Genomic DNA, 17,184 nt, shown 5'->3' on the forward strand with positions numbered 1-17,184 from the left:
CTCCCTTTTCTTTTTCTCTAAGTGTTTTCAATGAGCCGCTGTCCCGTCCGGGGACGTGGAGGTATCACTGATCTCAAGCCATGGCGTGCAGCAAAACCGAGAGCCCACACATGAACTGGTCAGATCCCGACGGTATGAGCCGTGGGTCTGGCAGTAAATGCGTAAAGTCCTAAAGACTTGTAGGAAAGGGCAACGCGTCCGATGTCACTGCTGTAGTCCGCAGCGGAACTGGATGTAGGTTGTTTCCGGCTTTCTCGGTAGATAAAACAACGGCGACGTCAAAAACGTCGCCGTTGCCAAATCTTATTTGCTGACGCTAACGCCGTAGAAGGAGTTCAAGCCGAACGGGCTGATCTTGAAATCCTGCACTTCGTTGCGCATGGGTTGGAACACCGTCGAGTGAGCGATAGGTGTCATTGGAACGGCGTCTTTGAGGACGTGTTGCGCCTGCTTGTACAGTTCGGTGCGCTTGCCCTGGTCGGTCGTGCGCTTGGCTTCTTTGACGATGCCGTCGAACTTCTTGTCGCACCATTTGGAGAAGTTGTTGCCCTGCAGCGAGTCGCAGCCGAACAGCACGTTCAGCCAGTTGTCCGGGTCACCGTTGTCGCCGCTCCAGCCAATCAGCATCGCGCCGTTTTCGCCGCCTTTGGAGCGCTTGATGTACTCGCCCCACTCGTAGGTCACGATCTTGGCTTTGATGCCGATCTTGGCCCAGTCGGACTGCAGCATTTCTGCCATCAGCTTGGCGTTCGGGTTGTACGGACGCTGCACCGGCATTGCCCACAGGTTGATCTCGGTGCCTTCCTTGACGCCGGCTTCCTTGAGCAGCTCTTTGGCTTTCTCAGGGTTGTACGGCGCATCCTTGATGGTGGTGTCGTAAGACCACTGGGTCGGCGGCATGGCGTTGACGGCCAGTTGACCGGCACCCTGGTAAACCGAGTCGATGATCTGTTGTTTGTTGACGGCCATGTCCAGTGCCTGACGCACTTTCAGTTGGGCCATCGGGTTCGGCTGATCGCTGCCCTTGATCTTGTCCATCACGTTGTAGGCGATGTAACCCAGGTTGAAACCGGCCTGGTCAGGCACCTTCAGGGTTTTGTCTTCTTTCAGCGCCTTCAGGTCTGCCGGACGCGGGAACAGAGTGATCTGGCACTCGCCCTTCTTCAGCTTCTGGATACGCACCGACGGGTCGGTGGTGATGGCGAAGATCAGGTTGTCGATCTTGACGTCGTCAGGCTTCCAGTAGTCCTTGTTCCCGGTGTAGCGGATGTTGGAGTCTTTCTGGTAGCTCTTGAACACGAACGGGCCAGTGCCGACCGGCTTCTGGTTGATGTCGGCGGCTTTGCCTTCTTTCAGCAGTTGAGCGGCGTACTCGGCGGACTGCACCGATGCGAAGCTCATGGCCATGTTCTGGATGAACGCGGCATCAACTTCTTTCAGGGTAAACTTGACGGTCTTGTCGTCGACTTTGTCGATCTTGGCGATGTTGGTGTCCATCGCCATGTCGGTGAAGTACGGGAATTCGGTCGGGTACGCCTTACGGAACGGGTCATCCTTGTTAATCATGCGATTAAAGGTGAACAGCACGTCGTCGGCGTTGAACTCGCGAGTCGGCTTGAAGTACGGGGTGGTGTGGAACTTGACGCCTTCACGCAGGTGGAAGGTGTAAGTCAGGCCATCATCGGAGATGTCCCACTTGGTCGCCAGACCAGGAATCACGGCGGTGCCGCCGCGCTCGAACTGAGTGAGGCGGTTGAACATGGTTTCTGCAGAGGCGTCGAAGTCGGTTCCGGTGGTGTACTGACCAGGATCAAAACCGGCCGGGCTCCCTTCGGAGCAAAACACCAGGTTAGTCGCCGCTTGGGCGAAAGGTGCGGCAGCTAACAAGCTGGCGCCGACTAAAAACGGAATGACCGCGTGTTTAAGCATGTTGGCCTCATGATTTGTTGTCATTTTTGGAATTAGAGGACGACCTCGTGAGCCGTGCCTGCGGATACTTATGCAGGGGCCATACCCAATGCAAGATCCTGAATGGTTACAAGCCTTAAACAGTGGCACGTACGTACCTTAATGTCGCATATGTGTAAATTCGTGCGCATTTGACCGTTTGCGCAGGGTTTTTTCGGTGCAAACCCTGCACTGGCAGGGGGCGATCGTGGCGTCTGGTGCACCCGGTTGGAGCGTGGTGTTACTTATTTATACCCATCCCCGCAGGAGGGGGGACTGATCTTGAAGTCGGTGACGGGCTGGAACACCGCCGAGTGGGTGATTGGCGTGCCAGGTATTTGTTGTTTAAGGATTTGTTGTGCACGTGGGGGCAGTTTGCCTCATTGCTGTTTGTCAGCGGACACCTTGGCGGCCAGGCAGCCGACCAGGTTTTTGCCGTCGGTGTACATATCCATTTCTGCGGTAACGGCGGCTTGTGGTTTCGCCCTTACGGCGAGTCCCTTTTGTCAAACGCCACAAAAGGAACCAAAAAGTCTTGCCCCAGCGTCCGGCACCTCGCTCCGGTCCTGCTCCGTGGGCCCGCCGCCATCGGCCATCCATGGCCGGCGGCGGCTAACCCGGCATCCATGCCGGGTTGCCCACTGCGCAGAAACTCCACTCGGCCTCCCGAAGGGGCCGGCAGATCAAAAGCGCAAGGCGAGCTAACGCTCGGCCTCGTGGTTTGGTGGGTGTACGCCGATCTGCTTTTGTAGGAGCAGAGCTTGCTCGCGAAGGCGGCCTGACAGCCGACCCGATTTTCGCGGATGTCCTCGGATCCTGTGGGAGCTGGCTTGCCAGCGATAGGCGGCCTGTCAGCCGACCCATTTCTCTCAGATATTCGCTGACCCCCCGTGGGAGCGAGACCGGCTTGCCGGCGATGGCGGCGGTGCGATCACCACAAACAAGGCAGTCCCACCTCTGTCTTTATGTCAGGCAATAAAAACGCCGATCACGTTGGTGATCGCCGTCTTTTTATGCCGGTTATCGAATCAAGGCAGCAACACTTCAACCACCCCATCCGCCGTCATGCTGACCTGGCTGGTGCCGGCCTCGACTTCCGGCGTCACCGGCGCGGCGTCCATGCTCGCCGCTTTCATCATCATCGGCCCGCGCATGTACGGTTGCGGGTAACCGTTGCTGTTGAGGTTCAAGTTGACGATTTTGTAACCCTTGCCGCCCAGTGCATCGGTGGCCAGTTGTGCGCGGGCTTTGAAGGCCGTCACAGCATCTTTCAGCAACGCGTCTTCGCTGGCCTTTCGGGTTGGCGTGGCGATGGCGAAGTCCATGCCGCCCATTTTCAGGTCGGTGAGCAGTTCGCCGGTCAGCTTCGACAGCGCGGCGAAGTCGGAGCTTTCCAGACGCAGTTCGGCGCGTTCACGCCAGCCGGTGATTTTCTGGCCTTTGGTGTCGTAGATCGGGTAGCTGTTGCGGCTGCCCTGGCGCAGGGTGATGTCTTTGACTTGCTTGGTCTGGGCCAGCGCCTTGTTCATGGTGGTGCTGACGTCCGCGGCGAGTTTGGCCGGGTCGGTGTTTTGTTCTTCGGTGTAGAGGGTCACGATCATCAGGTCGCGGGCGACTTCCTGACTGACTTCGGCGCGCAGGGAAATCTGGTTGTAATGCAGCTCGTCGGCGGCCAGGGCCGGAAGGCTGGCGACGGTGCCAGCGCTGAGGGCAAGAAGGGCGGCGCTGCGGCGGAAAGTGTGCATGAAAACTCCTTGGACGATGCGCAGGGGTTGGGTCCGAGCCTGCGTGAAACCATCAGACTCTAGCTTTAATGATCCGGTTCGCACAGTTACAACTTCTATACAGATGGATTGACGGTGGCCCTGTGGCGAGGGGGCTTGCCCCCGTTGGACTGCGGAGCAGTCCCAGAACTGCCAATGCGTTTTATCAGTCAAACCGAGTCAGCCAAATGGCGTCTGCTTCGCAGCCGAACGGGGGCAAGCCCCCTCGCCACAGGAGTACTTCGTCACAGATACATTACTTGGTGCATGTGGCCGTTTGCCGCACTTTTGCCTGCCAGCCTCCGTGCTTGGTTATACTCCGTGCGATCCGCCTGGAGCGCTCATCAGGAGAGCTCATGCTCGCCCCCGTTCAAATCACTTCCGCGACTCGTCAGAACCTCTGGCGGCTGACGTTCATCCGCACCCTGGTGCTGGCCGCCCAGGCCGGTTCCGTGGGCCTGGCTTACTGGTTCGACTTGCTGCCGCTGCCCTGGTTTCAACTGGCCGCGACCCTCGGTTGTTCGATGTTGCTGTGCGCGTTCACGGCGATTCGCCTGCGCACTTCATGGCCCGTCACCGAACTCGAATACGCCGTGCAACTGGCCTGCGACCTGTTTATCCACAGTGCCTTGCTGTATTTCTCCGGCGGCTCGACCAACCCTTTCGTTTCTTATTACCTGGTGCCGCTGACTATCGCCGCCGTGACGCTGCCATGGCGTTATTCGGTGATCCTGTCGGGCATCGCGCTGACGATGTACACCTTGCTGCTGGCGCGCTTCTATCCCCTGCAAACCTTCCCGATTGCCCGGGAAAACCTGCAGGTCTACGGGATGTGGCTGAGTTTCGCCCTGGCCGCGGCGGTGATTACCTTCTTCGCCGCGCGCATGGCTGAAGAGCTGCGCCGCCAGGAAGAGCTGCGCGCTATCCGTCGCGAAGAAGGTCTGCGCGATCAGCAATTGCTGGCCGTCGCCACCCAGGCCGCCGGTGCCGCCCATGAACTGGGCACGCCACTGGCGACCATGAGCGTGCTGCTCAAGGAAATGCGTCAGGACCATCACGACCCGATGTTGCAGGACGACCTGAGCGTGCTGCAGGATCAGGTCAAACTGTGCAAAGAGACCCTGCAGCAGCTGGTTCGGGCGGCAGAGGCCAATCGCCGTCTGGCGGTGGAAATGCAGGACGTCACCGACTGGCTCGACGAAGCGCTGAACCGCTGGCACCTGATGCGCCCGGAAGCCAGCTACCGCTTCCAGCGTCTGGGCCAGGGCACCGTGCCGCGCATGGCGCCGCCGCCGGACCTGACCCAGGCGCTGCTGAATCTGCTCAACAACGCCGCCGACGCTTGCCCCGAAGGGCTGCAAGTGACGCTGGACTGGAATGCCGAGGATTTGACCATCAGCATTCGCGACCACGGCGCCGGTGTGCCGCTGGCCATCGCCGAACAGATCGGTAAACCGTTTTTTACCACCAAGGGCAAAGGTTTCGGCCTGGGCCTGTTTTTGAGCAAGGCCAGCGTGACACGCGCCGGCGGCTCAGTGAAACTCTACAGTCATGAGGAAGGCGGCACGCTCACCGAGCTGCGCCTGCCCCGTGTCGCCCGAGGAGACGAACATGAGTGACGAGATCCAAGTCGAAGGCGAAGAACTGCCGCATTTGCTGCTGGTAGATGACGACGCCACGTTCACCCGCGTGATGGCGCGCGCCATGGCTCGCCGGGGTTTTCGCGTCAGCACCGCCGGTTCCGCCGAAGAAGGCCTGACCATCGCCCAGGCCGACATCCCGGATTACGCCGCGCTGGACCTTAAAATGGACGGCGATTCGGGCCTGGTGTTGCTGCCGAAACTGCTCGAGCTCGACCCGGACATGCGCGTGGTGATCCTCACCGGTTACTCGAGCATTGCCACCGCCGTCGAGGCGATCAAGCGCGGTGCCTGCAACTACCTGTGCAAACCGGCGGATGCCGATGACGTCCTTGCTGCGCTGCTCTCCGAGCACGCCGACCTCGACACCCTGGTGCCGGAAAACCCGATGTCGGTGGACCGCCTGCAGTGGGAACACATCCAGCGCGTGTTGACCGAGCACGAAGGCAACATCTCCGCCACTGCCCGCGCCCTGGGCATGCACCGCCGCACGCTGCAGCGCAAACTGCAGAAGCGTCCCGTTCGTCGCTGAACCTGCGCTGAACGAATGCCGGCCACGCCTCGCGACAAACCGAACCGATCATCTATGATCGGTTCGTGCCTGTACTTTTCTTTATCGAGCCTTATCCATGAATCAGAACGCTGAATATTCCGCGGTCAACGATGCTGTGCGCGGGCAGTTTTTTCGCAAAGTCTGGGCGATGATCACGCCTTACTGGCGCAGCGAGGAGAAGGTCAAGGCCTGGACGCTGCTGATCGCGGTAATTGCGTTATCGCTGATCAGCGTGGGCATCTCGGTGTGGTTCAACACCTGGTACAAGGATTTTTACAACGCTCTCCAGCAAAAAGATGAAGCGGCGTTCTGGCGGCTGATTCTGTACTTCTGCGGGATTGCGGCGGTGGCGATTGTCGGTGCCGTGTACAGGCTCTACCTGACCCAGATGCTGACCATTCGCTGGCGTGCCTGGCTCACGGAAAAGCATTTCGCCCGCTGGCTCGGCAACAAGAACTACTACCAGCTGGAGCAGGGCGGTTACACCGATAACCCGGACCAGCGGATCTCCGAAGACCTCAACAACTTCACCTCCAATACCCTGGAACTGGGTATCGGTTTGCTGCGCAACATTGTCAGCCTGGTGTCGTTTTCGATCATTTTGTGGGGCGTGTCGGGCAGTATCGAAGTGCTCGGTTTTACCATTCCCGGCTACATGTTCTGGTGTGTGCTGGTGTATGCCGTGATCGGTAGCTGGCTGACCCATTTGATCGGTCGTCGCTTGATCGGCCTGAACAACCAGCAACAACGTTTCGAAGCCGATCTGCGTTTCTCCATGGTGCGGATTCGCGAAAATGCCGAAAGCATCGCGTTGTACAACGGCGAGCCGAATGAAAACCGTCGCTTGAGCAGCCGTTTCAGCATGGTTTGGCACAACTTCTGGGACATCATGAAGGTGTCCAAGCGTCTGACGTTCTTTACCGCAGGTTACCAACAGGCAGCCATCATCTTTCCGTTCATCGTCGCTTCGCCGCGTTACTTGTCCGGCAAGATCGAACTCGGCGAGCTGATGCAAATCAGCTCGGCGTTCGGCAACGTGCAGGAAAGTTTCAGCTGGTTTATCAGTGCGTACCAGAACCTCGCGTCGTGGCGCGCCACATGCGATCGTCTGCTGAGTTTCCGCCAGGCCATGACCGACAATGAAGAGCGTGCGCCAGCCATTGACGTGCAGAATCAAGGTGATGCGTTGAAGGTGCATAACCTGGGCCTCGACCTCGCTGATGGTCGTCACCTGCTGACCAACGCCGACATGACCGTGGAGGAGGGCGAGCGCGTAATGCTCAGCGGCCGTTCCGGCAGTGGCAAGTCCACGTTGTTTCGGGCGATGGGGCATCTGTGGCCGGCGGGCCACGGCAGCATTCGTCTGCCGACGGCGCGCTATCTGTTCCTGCCGCAAAAGCCTTACCTGCCGATTGGCACACTGCGCGAGGCGTTGAGTTATCCACAGGCCGGCGACACCTATCCGAACGAGCGTTACGTTCACGTGCTGGAAACCTGTCGTTTGCCGCACCTGGTTTCACGCCTGGACGAAGCGAATCACTGGCAACGCATGCTCTCACCGGGTGAACAGCAACGTCTGGCCTTTGCCCGTGCGCTGCTTTATGCACCGCAATGGCTGTACATGGACGAAGCGACCTCGGCGATGGACGAGGAGGACGAGGCGTCGCTGTATCAGGCGCTGATCGATGAGATTCCGGGGCTGAGCATTGTCAGCGTCGGGCATCGCAGCAGCTTGAAACGATTCCATCCACGGCATGTTCGTATCGACAATGGCCATCTGGTGGACCAAACCGTAACCGCATAACACCACTGCCCCCTGTAGGAGCAAAGCTTGCTCGCGATGAACGATGACGCGGTTCTCAGTCGGAAACCGCGTAACGGCCATCGCGAGCAAGCTTTGCTCCTACAGGGGGCGGTGGTGATCGTACAACCGCCTTGCGCTATGATGCGGTTTCAGCCGAATTTTTCGAGACAGACGTTCACCATGGAAAACCCGATCGACGCACCACGCCTCCCTCGCAAGCGCCGCAGCCTCGCACAGGAACTGGTGACGGTGCTGTCCGAGCAGATCCGCGACGGTCACCTCAAGCGCGGCGACAAGTTGCCCACCGAGTCGGCGATCATGGATGCCCATGGCGTCAGCCGCACCGTAGTGCGCGAGGCGATTTCCCGTTTGCAGGCGGCCGGGCAAGTGGAAACCCGCCATGGCATCGGCACCTTCGTGCTCGATACGCCGAGCCCGAGCGGTTTCCGTATCGATCCGGCCACCGTGGTGACGCTGCGCGATGTACTGGCGATTCTGGAACTGCGCATCAGCCTCGAAGTGGAATCCGCCGGCCTCGCGGCGCAACGCCGCAGCCCTGAACAGTTGGCGTTGATGCGCGCCGCGCTGGACGCCTTGAACGAAAGCGCGGCCCACGCCAGCGATGCCGTGGCCTCGGACTTTCAGTTCCACCTGCAAATCGCGCTGTCGACCGGCAACCGCTATTTCACCGACATCATGACCCACCTCGGCACCAGCATCATTCCGCGTACGCGCCTGAACTCGGCGCGCCTGGCCAATGATGATCAGCAGCACTACATGAGCCGTCTGAGCCGGGAGCACGAAGAGATCTACGATGCGATTGCGCGCCAGGATTCCGATGCGGCGCGGGCGGCGATGCGCTTGCATTTGACGAACAGCCGCGAGCGGTTGCGCCATGCCCATGAAGAGGCCGAGGCGCAGCGGGGCTAATACTCCAACCCGGATTACGGGTTGTCCGAGAGCCCGCCATCGCTAGCAAGCCAGCTCCTACAGTGGGTCTCGGGTGTTCACAGACAAGGAGCTGGCTTGCTAGCGATTGGGCCAGCGGTCGTTACACCACAGCGTCAGCCAGTACGAAGAATCGAACGATCCACCCTCACCGCCAACCGGCCTGCGCCAGGTGCGGCATCGAACACCACATCCCCATGCTCACCCACCACCGCCCGAGCAATCACCGCTCCCTTGGCCAGCAACTCCAGCGGCGCACCCTTCAGCGATTGCCCCGAAGCCAGTTCCAGTTTCAATTTGATAGTCATCATCGATCTCCTTATCAGGCCACGTTGCCAGTCGGGTTGTAGTCCTTGAGCAGCAGGTAAGTGCTCCAGCCCCACCAGTCATCCACCGTGGCAGTGTCGTTCAGATTGTTTACGTCCTTGCGCCGCAGCACCTTGTTACCCTCGACCTTGAACAGCGGCGAGAAATTACCCGTCGGGCTCAACACTGCTTGCAGATCAGGCAGTTTTTTCAATGCCGCGAAACTGCCGGGTGACGGGGCGATGCCGCTTAGGTACGCCTCGAATATTTCATCCGCCGACACTTGAACCGCTTGATTGACCTGGAGGCGATTGGCGCTGTCGATTGCATCGAAGTAGCGCTTGTCGCCATACGCATGCCATTGAGCGCCATCGCCATTGCGCACGTTGAGGCCGAACTTGCTGTCTTCGTCGTGCATGAAGCGTGTAATCAACGAGCCCAGATCACTCGGCGTGACCACCGCCGCCAACTGTTTGCGTGGCACGCGCAGGTGGCCGGCGGAAAACAGGTCGGTCAGGTAGTGATCGGCGAAAGCGTTCATCGCGTATGCCAGTTCCAGCGACTTGTCGTCGCCCGTGTTGTGGGCGATCACCGCTTGTTGCAACGCGGCGGTGTGCCCGGCGATGTAGGCCAGCAGTGCCCACTCGGCGAAGTGATCGGCATTGTTGGCCGCCAGTTTCAGATAGCGGCCCAATGGATACAGGGCTGAAACAAAACTGCCGCCACCGGTGATCTTGTTCCACTCCTCCGACAACGTATCACCCAAGGCGTCATAGGCCTCGTGCGGCTGTTTGCCATCCTTGATCGCTTGTTTAACTACGGCGATTTCCTTTTGCATGACAGCGAGAATCAGCTTCGCCTCGGCATTGGACGCCGGCAGTACCGCCAGGGAATTGAAAGCCTCGGTAAACGCTGGATCCGGTCGGCGGCAGTCGCGCCTTCGCTGATCGGTTTATCGGGAATGCCATAGAAATCACCCCCTAGTGCAACGACCTGCCCATAGGTCAGGGCCAACCCGTTCGGCAAGTGCAGCTCGACCTGCGACGCCACTATCGCGGGGGCGTCCTTGACGAAACGCAGCAGCGTGTTGTCGCCGATGGCCGTGTGTTCACCACCCTCGAACCTCAGCTGTGGCTTGCCTTTCAAGGCGTTGTCGGATGCAGAGGTGGACGGTTGATGGGCGTCGGTGCCATGGGCATTCAGGCGCAGGACCAGATGGTCATTACCTCTAATGGCGATGCCGTTCTCGGTAAACAGATCATCCAGACCCGCGATGACCTGCTTCGGTTTTTCCTGCGTTTGTGTGTGTAGACCTGACATTTCTATCTCCTTGATATGTCGTCGGTGTGCTTTAAGACAACTGTATGTATATACAGTTATTCAGAGCATAGAGGAGAACTTTCCTACGTCAAGAAAATACTTTTCCGACGCATAAATTTTGGATGCGGCGATGAAATGCAGTTGACGGTTGTTTTTTAGGTTGTACGATGACCTACAACTTCGGCGCAGGCTGAACGATTTCCTCACACACAAACGTGCTACCCAGGGTGTTCGAATAATGAATCCACAAGAACTGAAGTCCATCCTCTCTTCCGGTCTGCTGTCTTTCCCGGTTACCGATTTCAATGCTCAGGGCGACTTCCATCGCGCGGGCTACATCAAGCGTCTCGAATGGCTGGCCCCATACGGCGCCTCGGCTCTTTTCGCCGCAGGCGGCACCGGTGAGTTCTTCTCTCTGGCGGCCAGCGAATATTCGGAAATCATCAAGACCGCCGTCGACACCTGCGAAACCAGCGTGCCGATTCTGGCCGGTGTGGGTGGTTCGACCCGTCAAGCCATCGAGTACGCACAGGAAGCCGAGCGTCTGGGCGCCAAAGGCCTGTTGCTGCTGCCGCACTACCTGACCGAAGCCAGCCAGGACGGCGTCGCCGCCCACGTTGAAGCCGTGTGCAAATCGGTAAAAATCGGCGTGGTGGTTTACAACCGTAACGTCTGCCGCCTGACCGCGCCGTTGCTGGAACGTCTGGCCGAGCGCTGCCCGAACCTGATCGGCTACAAGGATGGCCTGGGCGATATCGAGTTGATGGTGTCGATCCGTCGCCGCCTCGGCGATCGCTTCAGCTACCTGGGCGGTTTGCCGACCGCCGAAGTCTACGCCGCTGCTTACAAGGCGTTGGGCGTGCCGGTCTACTCCTCGGCGGTGTTCAACTTCATCCCGAAAACCGCGATGGATTTCTACCACGCCATTGCTCGCGAAGATCACGCCACTGTCGGCAACATCATCGACGACTTCTTCCTGCCGTACCTGGACATCCGTAACCGCAAAGCCGGTTACGCGGTGAGCATCGTCAAGGCCGGGGCGAAGATTGCCGGCTACGACGCAGGTCCTGTGCGTGCACCGCTGACTGACCTGACCGGCGAAGAGTACGAAATGCTCGCCGCGCTGATCGACAAGCAAGGTGCGCAATAACACACCCAATTAAGCAAGGCCGCTGAGTGATCAGCGGCTTTTTGTGTGAGGACTTCTTTTGAAGGGGAAAGCCAGATGGCAGATGCAAAGCGTTTCGATAACTACATCAACGGTGAATGGGTGACGGGCAGTGATTACTGCGCCAACATCAATCCGTCCGAGCTGACCGATACCATCGGCAACTACGCCAAGGCCGATCTGGCCCAGGTCCACACCGCCATCGACGCCGCTCGCGCCGCGTTTCCGGCCTGGTCGACTTCGGGTATTCAGGCCCGCCACGATTCACTGGACAAGGTCGGTACTGAAATCCTCGTTCGCCGCGAGGAGCTTGGCACCTTGCTCGCCCGTGAAGAAGGCAAAACCTTGCCTGAAGCCATCGGCGAAGTGACCCGCGCCGGTAACATCTTCAAGTTTTTCGCCGGTGAAACACTCCGGTTGTCTGGCGACTACCTGCCGTCGGTACGTCCGGGCGTCAACGTCGAAGTCACTCGCGAAGCATTGGGCGTAGTTGGCCTGATTACCCCGTGGAACTTCCCGATTGCGATCCCGGCATGGAAAATCGCCCCGGCCCTGGCTTACGGCAACTGCGTCGTGCTGAAACCAGCTGATCTGGTTCCGGGTTGCGCCTGGGCGCTGGCTGAAATCATCTCTCGCGCAGGTTTCCCGGCCGGCGTGTTCAACCTGGTGATGGGCAGCGGTCGCGTGGTGGGCGATGCGTTGGTGCAGAGTCCGAAAGTCGATGGCATCAGTTTCACCGGTTCCGTCGGTGTCGGTCGTCAGATCGCCGTCAGCTGCGTGTCGCGCCAGGCCAAGGTCCAGCTGGAAATGGGTGGCAAGAACCCGCAGATCATTCTCGACGACGCCGACCTGAAACAAGCGGTCGAGCTGTCGGTACAGAGCGCGTTCTACTCCACCGGTCAGCGTTGCACGGCATCCAGCCGCTTCATCGTCACCGCCGGGATTCACGACAAGTTCGTCGAAGCCATGGCCGAGCGCATGAAGTCGATCAAGGTCGGCCATGCGCTGAAAACCGGCACCGACATTGGTCCGGTGGTTTCCCAGGCTCAGCTCGAACAGGACCTGAAATACATCGACATCGGCCAGTCCGAAGGTGCGCGACTGGTCAGCGGCGGTGGTCTGGTGACTTGCGATACTGAAGGCTACTACCTCGCACCGACGCTGTTTGCCGACAGCGAAGCGGCGATGCGCATCAGCCGTGAAGAGATCTTTGGCCCGGTGGCCAACGTGGTTCGCGTCGCGGATTACGACGCGGCACTGGCCATGGCCAACGACACCGAATTCGGTTTGTCGGCGGGCATCGCCACCACGTCGCTGAAATACGCCAACCACTTCAAGCGCCACTCCCAGGCCGGGATGGTGATGGTCAACCTGCCGACGGCGGGCGTGGATTACCACGTTCCATTTGGTGGGCGTAAAGGCTCATCCTATGGTTCCCGCGAGCAGGGTCGCTACGCGCAAGAGTTCTACACGGTCGTAAAAACTGCCTACATCGGTTCCTGATACACGCAATACCTGTGGGAGCTGGCCTGCCAGCGATGGCATCACCGCGGTGTGACTGACATACCTATGTGCCCGCATCGCTGGCAGGCCAGCTCCCACAAAAAACAAGACCGTTATTACCCGCATAAAAATAATCAGTGGGAGTACATCTACATGCAATCGACTCAGAAGCCGACTCACGTCCGTTATTTGATCCTGCTCATGCTGTTTCTGGTGACCACGATCAACTACGCCGACCGGGCTACCATCGCAATCGCCGGCTCCAGCCTGCAAAAAGACCTCGGCATCGACGCGGTCACCCTTGGCTACATCTTCTCTGCATTCGGTTGGGCCTACGTGGCCGGGCAAATTCCCGGTGGCTGGCTGCTGGACCGTTTCGGCTCGAAAAAAATCTACGCGCTGAGCATTTTCACCTGGTCATTGTTCACCGTGCTCCAGGGTTATGTCGGCGAGTTCGGCATGTCCACGGCGGTGGTTGCGCTGTTCATGCTGCGCTTTCTGGTGGGCCTGGCCGAAGCGCCATCCTTCCCCGGCAACGCACGCATTGTCGCGGCCTGGTTTCCGACGGCTGAACGCGGCACCGCTTCGGCGATCTTCAACTCGGCGCAATACTTTGCCACCGTGTTGTTCGCACCGCTGATGGGCTGGATCGTCTACAGCTTCGGCTGGCAGCACGTGTTCATCGTCATGGGCGTGATCGGCATCATCTTCTCGGGCATCTGGCTGAAGGTGATCTACAGCCCGCGCCAGCACCCGATGATCAACGACGCCGAGTTCAAGCACATCGCCGACAATGGCGGCATGGTCGACATGGACCAGGACAAAGGCAAGGGCAAAAAGGTCGATGGTCCGAAATGGGACTACATCCGCCAGTTGCTGACCAATCGCATGATGCTCGGCGTGTACCTGGGCCAGTACTGCATCAACGGCATCACCTACTTCTTCCTGACCTGGTTCCCGGTGTACCTGGTGCAAGAGCGCGGGATGACCATCCTGAAGGCCGGTTTCATCGCCTCGTTGCCGGCGATCTGCGGCTTCATCGGTGGTGTGCTCGGCGGGGTGATTTCCGATTACCTGCTGCGCAAAGGCCATTCCCTGACCTTCGCCCGCAAGGCGCCGATCATTGCCGGCCTGTTGGTCTCCAGCAGCATCGTCGCCTGCAATTATGTCGATGTTGAATGGATGGTTGTCGGCTTCATGGCCTTGGCATTCTTCGGCAAAGGCGTGGGTGCGCTGGGTTGGGCGGTGGTGTCCGATACGTCGCCGAAACAGATCGCCGGTCTCAGCGGTGGCTTGTTCAACACCTTCGGCAACATCGCTTCGATCACCACGCCCATCGTGATTGGCTACATCATCAGTTCCACCGGTTCGTTCAAATGGGCGCTGGTGTTTGTCGGCTGCAACGCACTGGTCGCCGTGTTCAGCTACCTGGTGATCGTGGGGCCGATCAAGCGTGTGGTGCTCAAGGAACCGCCAGTCAGCGGTCCTGAAACCAACAACAAATTGTCTCAAGCGCATTCCTGAGGAGCGGCGTCATGCAGTTGATTGAACACTCCGACTCGCCGCGCTACATCCGCCTGCACGAGCGGGACAACGTAGTGATTGTGGTCAATGACCAGGGCGTACCGGCCGGCACCGAATTTCCCGATGGCCTGTTGACTGTGGACTTCGTGCCGCAGAGCCATAAAGTCACCCTGGAAGACATTCCAGAGGGCGGTCAGGTGATTCGTTACGGCCAGGTCATCGGCTACGCGTTGCAGCCGATTCCGCGCGGCAGTTGGGTCAAGGAAGATCAACTGCGCATGCCCACCGCGCCACCGCTGGACAGCTTGCCGCTGTCCACCGAAGTGCCGGCCGCGCAGGCACCGCTGGAAGGTTTCACATTCGAGGGTTATCGCAACGCCGACGGCACCGTCGGCACGCGCAACATTCTCGGGATTACCACCACGGTTCAGTGCGTCACCGGTGTGCTCGATCATGCGGTCAAGCGCATCAAGGATGAGTTGCTGCCCAAGTATCCGAACGTCGATGACGTGGTGGCGCTGACCCACAGTTACGGCTGTGGCGTGGCGATCACCGCCACCGACGCATACATCCCGATCCGCACCGTGCGCAACCTGGCCCGTAACCCGAACCTGGGTGGCGAGGCCTTGGTCATCAGCCTGGGCTGCGAGAAATTGCAGGCCGGGCAGGTGATGCACGAGAACGACAGCTCGGTGGATTTGAGTGATCCGTGGCTGTATCGCTTGCAGGATTCGAGTCACGGTTTCACTGAGATGATCGAGCAGATCATGGCGCTGGCCGAGACTCGTTTGAAGAAGCTCGATCAACGTCGCCGGGAAACCGTGCCGGCGTCCGAGCTGATTCTCGGCATGCAGTGTGGCGGTAGCGATGCGTTCTCCGGCATCACCGCCAACCCGGCCCTGGGTTTTGCTTCTGACCTGTTGCTGCGGGCTGGCGCGACGGTGATGTTCTCCGAAGTCACTGAAGTGCGCGATGCGATTTACTTGCTGACCTCCCGTGCCGAAACCGAAGAAGTCGCTCAGGAACTGGTGCGGGAAATGGACTGGTACGACCGTTATCTGGCCAAGGGCGAAGCGGATCGTAGCGCCAACACCACGCCGGGCAACAAGAAGGGCGGGTTGTCGAACATTGTCGAGAAGTCGTTGGGCTCGATCGTCAAATCCGGCAGCAGCGCGATCAACGGGGTGCTTGGTCCTGGCGAACGCTTCAAGCGCAAAGGCCTGATTTTCTGCGCGACCCCGGCCAGTGATTTTGTCTGCGGGACGTTGCAACTGGCGGCGGGGATGAACCTGCATGTGTTCACCACCGGGCGCGGTACGCCGTATGGTTTGGCGATGGTGCCGGTGGTGAAGGTGTCAACCCGGACTGAATTGGCGCAGCGCTGGCCTGACCTGATCGACATCGATGCCGGGCGGATTGCGACCGGGCGGGCTTCGATTGAAGATCTTGGGTGGGAGTTGTTTCACTACTATCTGGATGTGGCCAGCGGGAAGAAGCAGACGTGGGCCGAGCAGCACAAACTGCATAACGACATCACCCTGTTCAACCCTGCACCGATTACCTAAGACCGAGTCGCCTGCATCGCGGGCAAGCCTTGCTCCTACGGTTATATGTCGTTCACGCCATTGCGTACGACGCAGACCTGTAGGAGCAAGGCTTGCCCGCGATAGCGTTCTCCCAGACGCCGATGTCCTCCGTGGCTTATCATTAGCCCCCTAACGACGCCCACCCAAGGTAACTCCCGGCATGCTGGCAATCTTCCTCGAAACCCTGAACATCACCGCGCCAGTGTTTGCCATGCTGTTTCTGGGTGTGCTGCTCAAGCGCATCGAATGGATCAACGACAACTTCATCCACACCGCGTCGGCCCTGGTGTTCAACGTCACCATGCCGGCGTTGCTGTTTATGGGCATCCTGCATGCCGACCTGCACGCCGCGCTGCAACCGGCGCTGCTGATCTATTTCTCGATTGCGACGCTGGTGTGTTTCGCCATCGCCTGGGGCTGGGCGATCTGGAAGTGTCCGCGTGAAGACCGCGGAATTTACACCCAGGGCGCCTTTCGCGGCAACAATGGCGTCATCGGTCTCGCACTGGCGGCGAGCATGTACGGCGATTACGGGATTTCCCTCGGGGCGATTCTCGCGGCGCTGGTGATCCTGTTCTACAACACCCTCTCGACCATTGTGCTGGCGGTCTACAGCCCGGTGATCAAGTCCGATCCGTGGAGTATCTGCAAAAGCGTGATGGTCAACCCGCTGATCATCAGCGTGTTTGCGGCGGCGCCGTTTGCGTATTTCAAGATCGGCTTGCCGGGCTGGCTTGAGACGTCGGGGCAATATCTGGCGCAAACCACGTTGCCGTTGGCGTTGATCTGTATCGGCGGCACGCTGTCGCTGGCGGCCATGCGCAAGAGCGGCAACATGGCGCTGAGTTCCAGCCTGGTGAAGATGATCGGCCTGCCGGTGCTGGCAACGCTGGGCGCTTGGCTATGGGGTTTTCGCGGGGCGGAGTTGGGGATCTTGTTCCTGTACTTCGGCAGCCCGACCGCGGCGGCCAGTTTTGTCATGGCCCGGGCGGCCAATGGCAATCATGAACTGGCGGCGGCGATCATTGTGATCACCACGTTGATGGCGGCGGTGACCACCAACATCGGGATCTTTTTGTTGCAGTGGGGTGGGTGGATCTAGCTTCGGGATTTGCGGTGTTC

At 59.4% G+C, this 17,184-nt stretch carries 12 protein-coding genes and 1 pseudogene; 9 read left to right on the forward strand and 4 right to left on the reverse strand.

Annotated features, from left to right (window positions below; translation table 11 throughout):
• Window positions 1-303 precede the first annotated feature (303 nt).
• Both ACA066_RS04030 and ACA066_RS04035 read right to left on the reverse strand, forming a co-directional pair.
• The gene (locus tag ACA066_RS04030) at window positions 304-1,929 is read right to left on the reverse strand and encodes an ABC transporter substrate-binding protein (protein WP_497698219.1); all 1,626 of its coding nucleotides are present in this window, start codon (window positions 1,927-1,929) and stop codon (window positions 304-306) included.
• Window positions 1,930-2,975: 1,046 nt separating this feature from the next.
• Window positions 2,976-3,692 carry an SIMPL domain-containing protein gene (locus ACA066_RS04035; protein ID WP_497698220.1) on the reverse strand — a complete coding sequence of 239 codons (717 nt, stop codon included), beginning with the start codon at window positions 3,690-3,692 and terminating at the stop codon, window positions 2,976-2,978.
• Between the two features lie 374 nt (window positions 3,693-4,066).
• Here ACA066_RS04035 and ACA066_RS04040 point away from each other — a divergent pair, with 374 nt between their 5' ends.
• From ACA066_RS04040 to ACA066_RS04055, 4 genes are all read left to right on the forward strand, one after another.
• Complete coding sequence (locus ACA066_RS04040; protein WP_497698221.1) at window positions 4,067-5,329, forward strand: ATP-binding protein; 1,263 nt, start codon at window positions 4,067-4,069, stop codon at window positions 5,327-5,329.
• A complete protein-coding gene (locus tag ACA066_RS04045) occupies window positions 5,322-5,882 on the forward strand; it encodes a response regulator transcription factor (RefSeq protein WP_017336511.1) in 561 nt (186 codons plus the stop codon). The genes ACA066_RS04040 and ACA066_RS04045 overlap by 8 nt, the downstream gene beginning before the upstream one ends.
• 97 nt (window positions 5,883-5,979) lie before the next feature.
• Complete coding sequence (locus ACA066_RS04050) at window positions 5,980-7,707, forward strand: ABC transporter ATP-binding protein/permease (RefSeq protein WP_497698222.1); 1,728 nt, start codon at window positions 5,980-5,982, stop codon at window positions 7,705-7,707.
• A 180-nt stretch (window positions 7,708-7,887) separates the two neighbouring features.
• A complete protein-coding gene (locus ACA066_RS04055; protein ID WP_497698223.1) occupies window positions 7,888-8,637 on the forward strand; it encodes a FadR/GntR family transcriptional regulator in 750 nt (249 codons plus the stop codon).
• Window positions 8,638-8,771: 134 nt separating this feature from the next.
• On the opposite strand, the gene ACA066_RS04060 is transcribed toward ACA066_RS04055, so the two are convergent.
• On the reverse strand, window positions 8,772-8,963 hold the full coding sequence (locus ACA066_RS04060; protein WP_497698224.1) for a hypothetical protein: 192 nt from the start codon (window positions 8,961-8,963) through the stop codon (window positions 8,772-8,774).
• Window positions 8,964-8,977: 14 nt separating this feature from the next.
• Window positions 8,978-10,281, reverse strand: a pseudogene (locus tag ACA066_RS04065) (phospholipase).
• Window positions 10,282-10,519: 238 nt separating this feature from the next.
• Between ACA066_RS04065 and kdgD the strand changes: the two are divergent.
• The 5 genes from kdgD to ACA066_RS04090 all read left to right on the forward strand — a co-directional run bounded on the left by kdgD (window position 10,520) and on the right by ACA066_RS04090 (window position 17,164).
• Window positions 10,520-11,431: a 5-dehydro-4-deoxyglucarate dehydratase gene (kdgD, locus tag ACA066_RS04070; RefSeq protein WP_497698225.1), complete on the forward strand. Its 912-nt coding sequence runs from the start codon at window positions 10,520-10,522 to the stop codon at window positions 11,429-11,431.
• Between the two features lie 75 nt (window positions 11,432-11,506).
• Window positions 11,507-12,952 (forward strand): aldehyde dehydrogenase family protein, encoded by a 1,446-nt coding sequence (locus ACA066_RS04075; RefSeq protein WP_497698226.1) that lies wholly within the window; start codon window positions 11,507-11,509, stop codon window positions 12,950-12,952.
• 66 nt (window positions 12,953-13,018) lie between these two features.
• On the forward strand, window positions 13,019-14,476 hold the full coding sequence (locus ACA066_RS04080) for an MFS transporter (RefSeq protein WP_497699804.1): 1,458 nt from the start codon (window positions 13,019-13,021) through the stop codon (window positions 14,474-14,476).
• A gap of 11 nt (window positions 14,477-14,487) precedes the next feature.
• A complete protein-coding gene (garD, locus tag ACA066_RS04085; protein ID WP_497698227.1) occupies window positions 14,488-16,041 on the forward strand; it encodes a galactarate dehydratase in 1,554 nt (517 codons plus the stop codon).
• Between the two features lie 181 nt (window positions 16,042-16,222).
• Window positions 16,223-17,164 carry an AEC family transporter gene (locus ACA066_RS04090; protein WP_497698228.1) on the forward strand — a complete coding sequence of 314 codons (942 nt, stop codon included), beginning with the start codon at window positions 16,223-16,225 and terminating at the stop codon, window positions 17,162-17,164.
• Window positions 17,165-17,184: the final 20 nt, after the last annotated feature.

This window comes from Pseudomonas sp. LBUM1651, from assembly GCF_059716135.1.

What these genes read in the sequence shown, in the direction of transcription:
- ACA066_RS04030 (WP_497698219.1), bottom strand. Translation starts at nt 1,929, where the DNA reads ATGCTTAAACACGCGGTCATTCCGTTTTTAGTCGGCGCCAGCTTGTTA.
- ACA066_RS04035 (WP_497698220.1), bottom strand. Translation starts at nt 3,692, where the DNA reads ATGCACACTTTCCGCCGCAGCGCCGCCCTTCTTGCCCTCAGCGCTGGC.
- ACA066_RS04040 (WP_497698221.1), top strand. Translation starts at nt 4,067, where the DNA reads ATGCTCGCCCCCGTTCAAATCACTTCCGCGACTCGTCAGAACCTCTGG.
- ACA066_RS04045 (WP_017336511.1), top strand. Translation starts at nt 5,322, where the DNA reads ATGAGTGACGAGATCCAAGTCGAAGGCGAAGAACTGCCGCATTTGCTG.
- ACA066_RS04050 (WP_497698222.1), top strand. Translation starts at nt 5,980, where the DNA reads ATGAATCAGAACGCTGAATATTCCGCGGTCAACGATGCTGTGCGCGGG.
- ACA066_RS04055 (WP_497698223.1), top strand. Translation starts at nt 7,888, where the DNA reads ATGGAAAACCCGATCGACGCACCACGCCTCCCTCGCAAGCGCCGCAGC.
- ACA066_RS04060 (WP_497698224.1), bottom strand. Translation starts at nt 8,963, where the DNA reads ATGACTATCAAATTGAAACTGGAACTGGCTTCGGGGCAATCGCTGAAG.
- kdgD (WP_497698225.1), top strand. Translation starts at nt 10,520, where the DNA reads ATGAATCCACAAGAACTGAAGTCCATCCTCTCTTCCGGTCTGCTGTCT.
- ACA066_RS04075 (WP_497698226.1), top strand. Translation starts at nt 11,507, where the DNA reads ATGGCAGATGCAAAGCGTTTCGATAACTACATCAACGGTGAATGGGTG.
- ACA066_RS04080 (WP_497699804.1), top strand. Translation starts at nt 13,019, where the DNA reads ATGTGCCCGCATCGCTGGCAGGCCAGCTCCCACAAAAAACAAGACCGT.
- garD (WP_497698227.1), top strand. Translation starts at nt 14,488, where the DNA reads ATGCAGTTGATTGAACACTCCGACTCGCCGCGCTACATCCGCCTGCAC.
- ACA066_RS04090 (WP_497698228.1), top strand. Translation starts at nt 16,223, where the DNA reads ATGCTGGCAATCTTCCTCGAAACCCTGAACATCACCGCGCCAGTGTTT.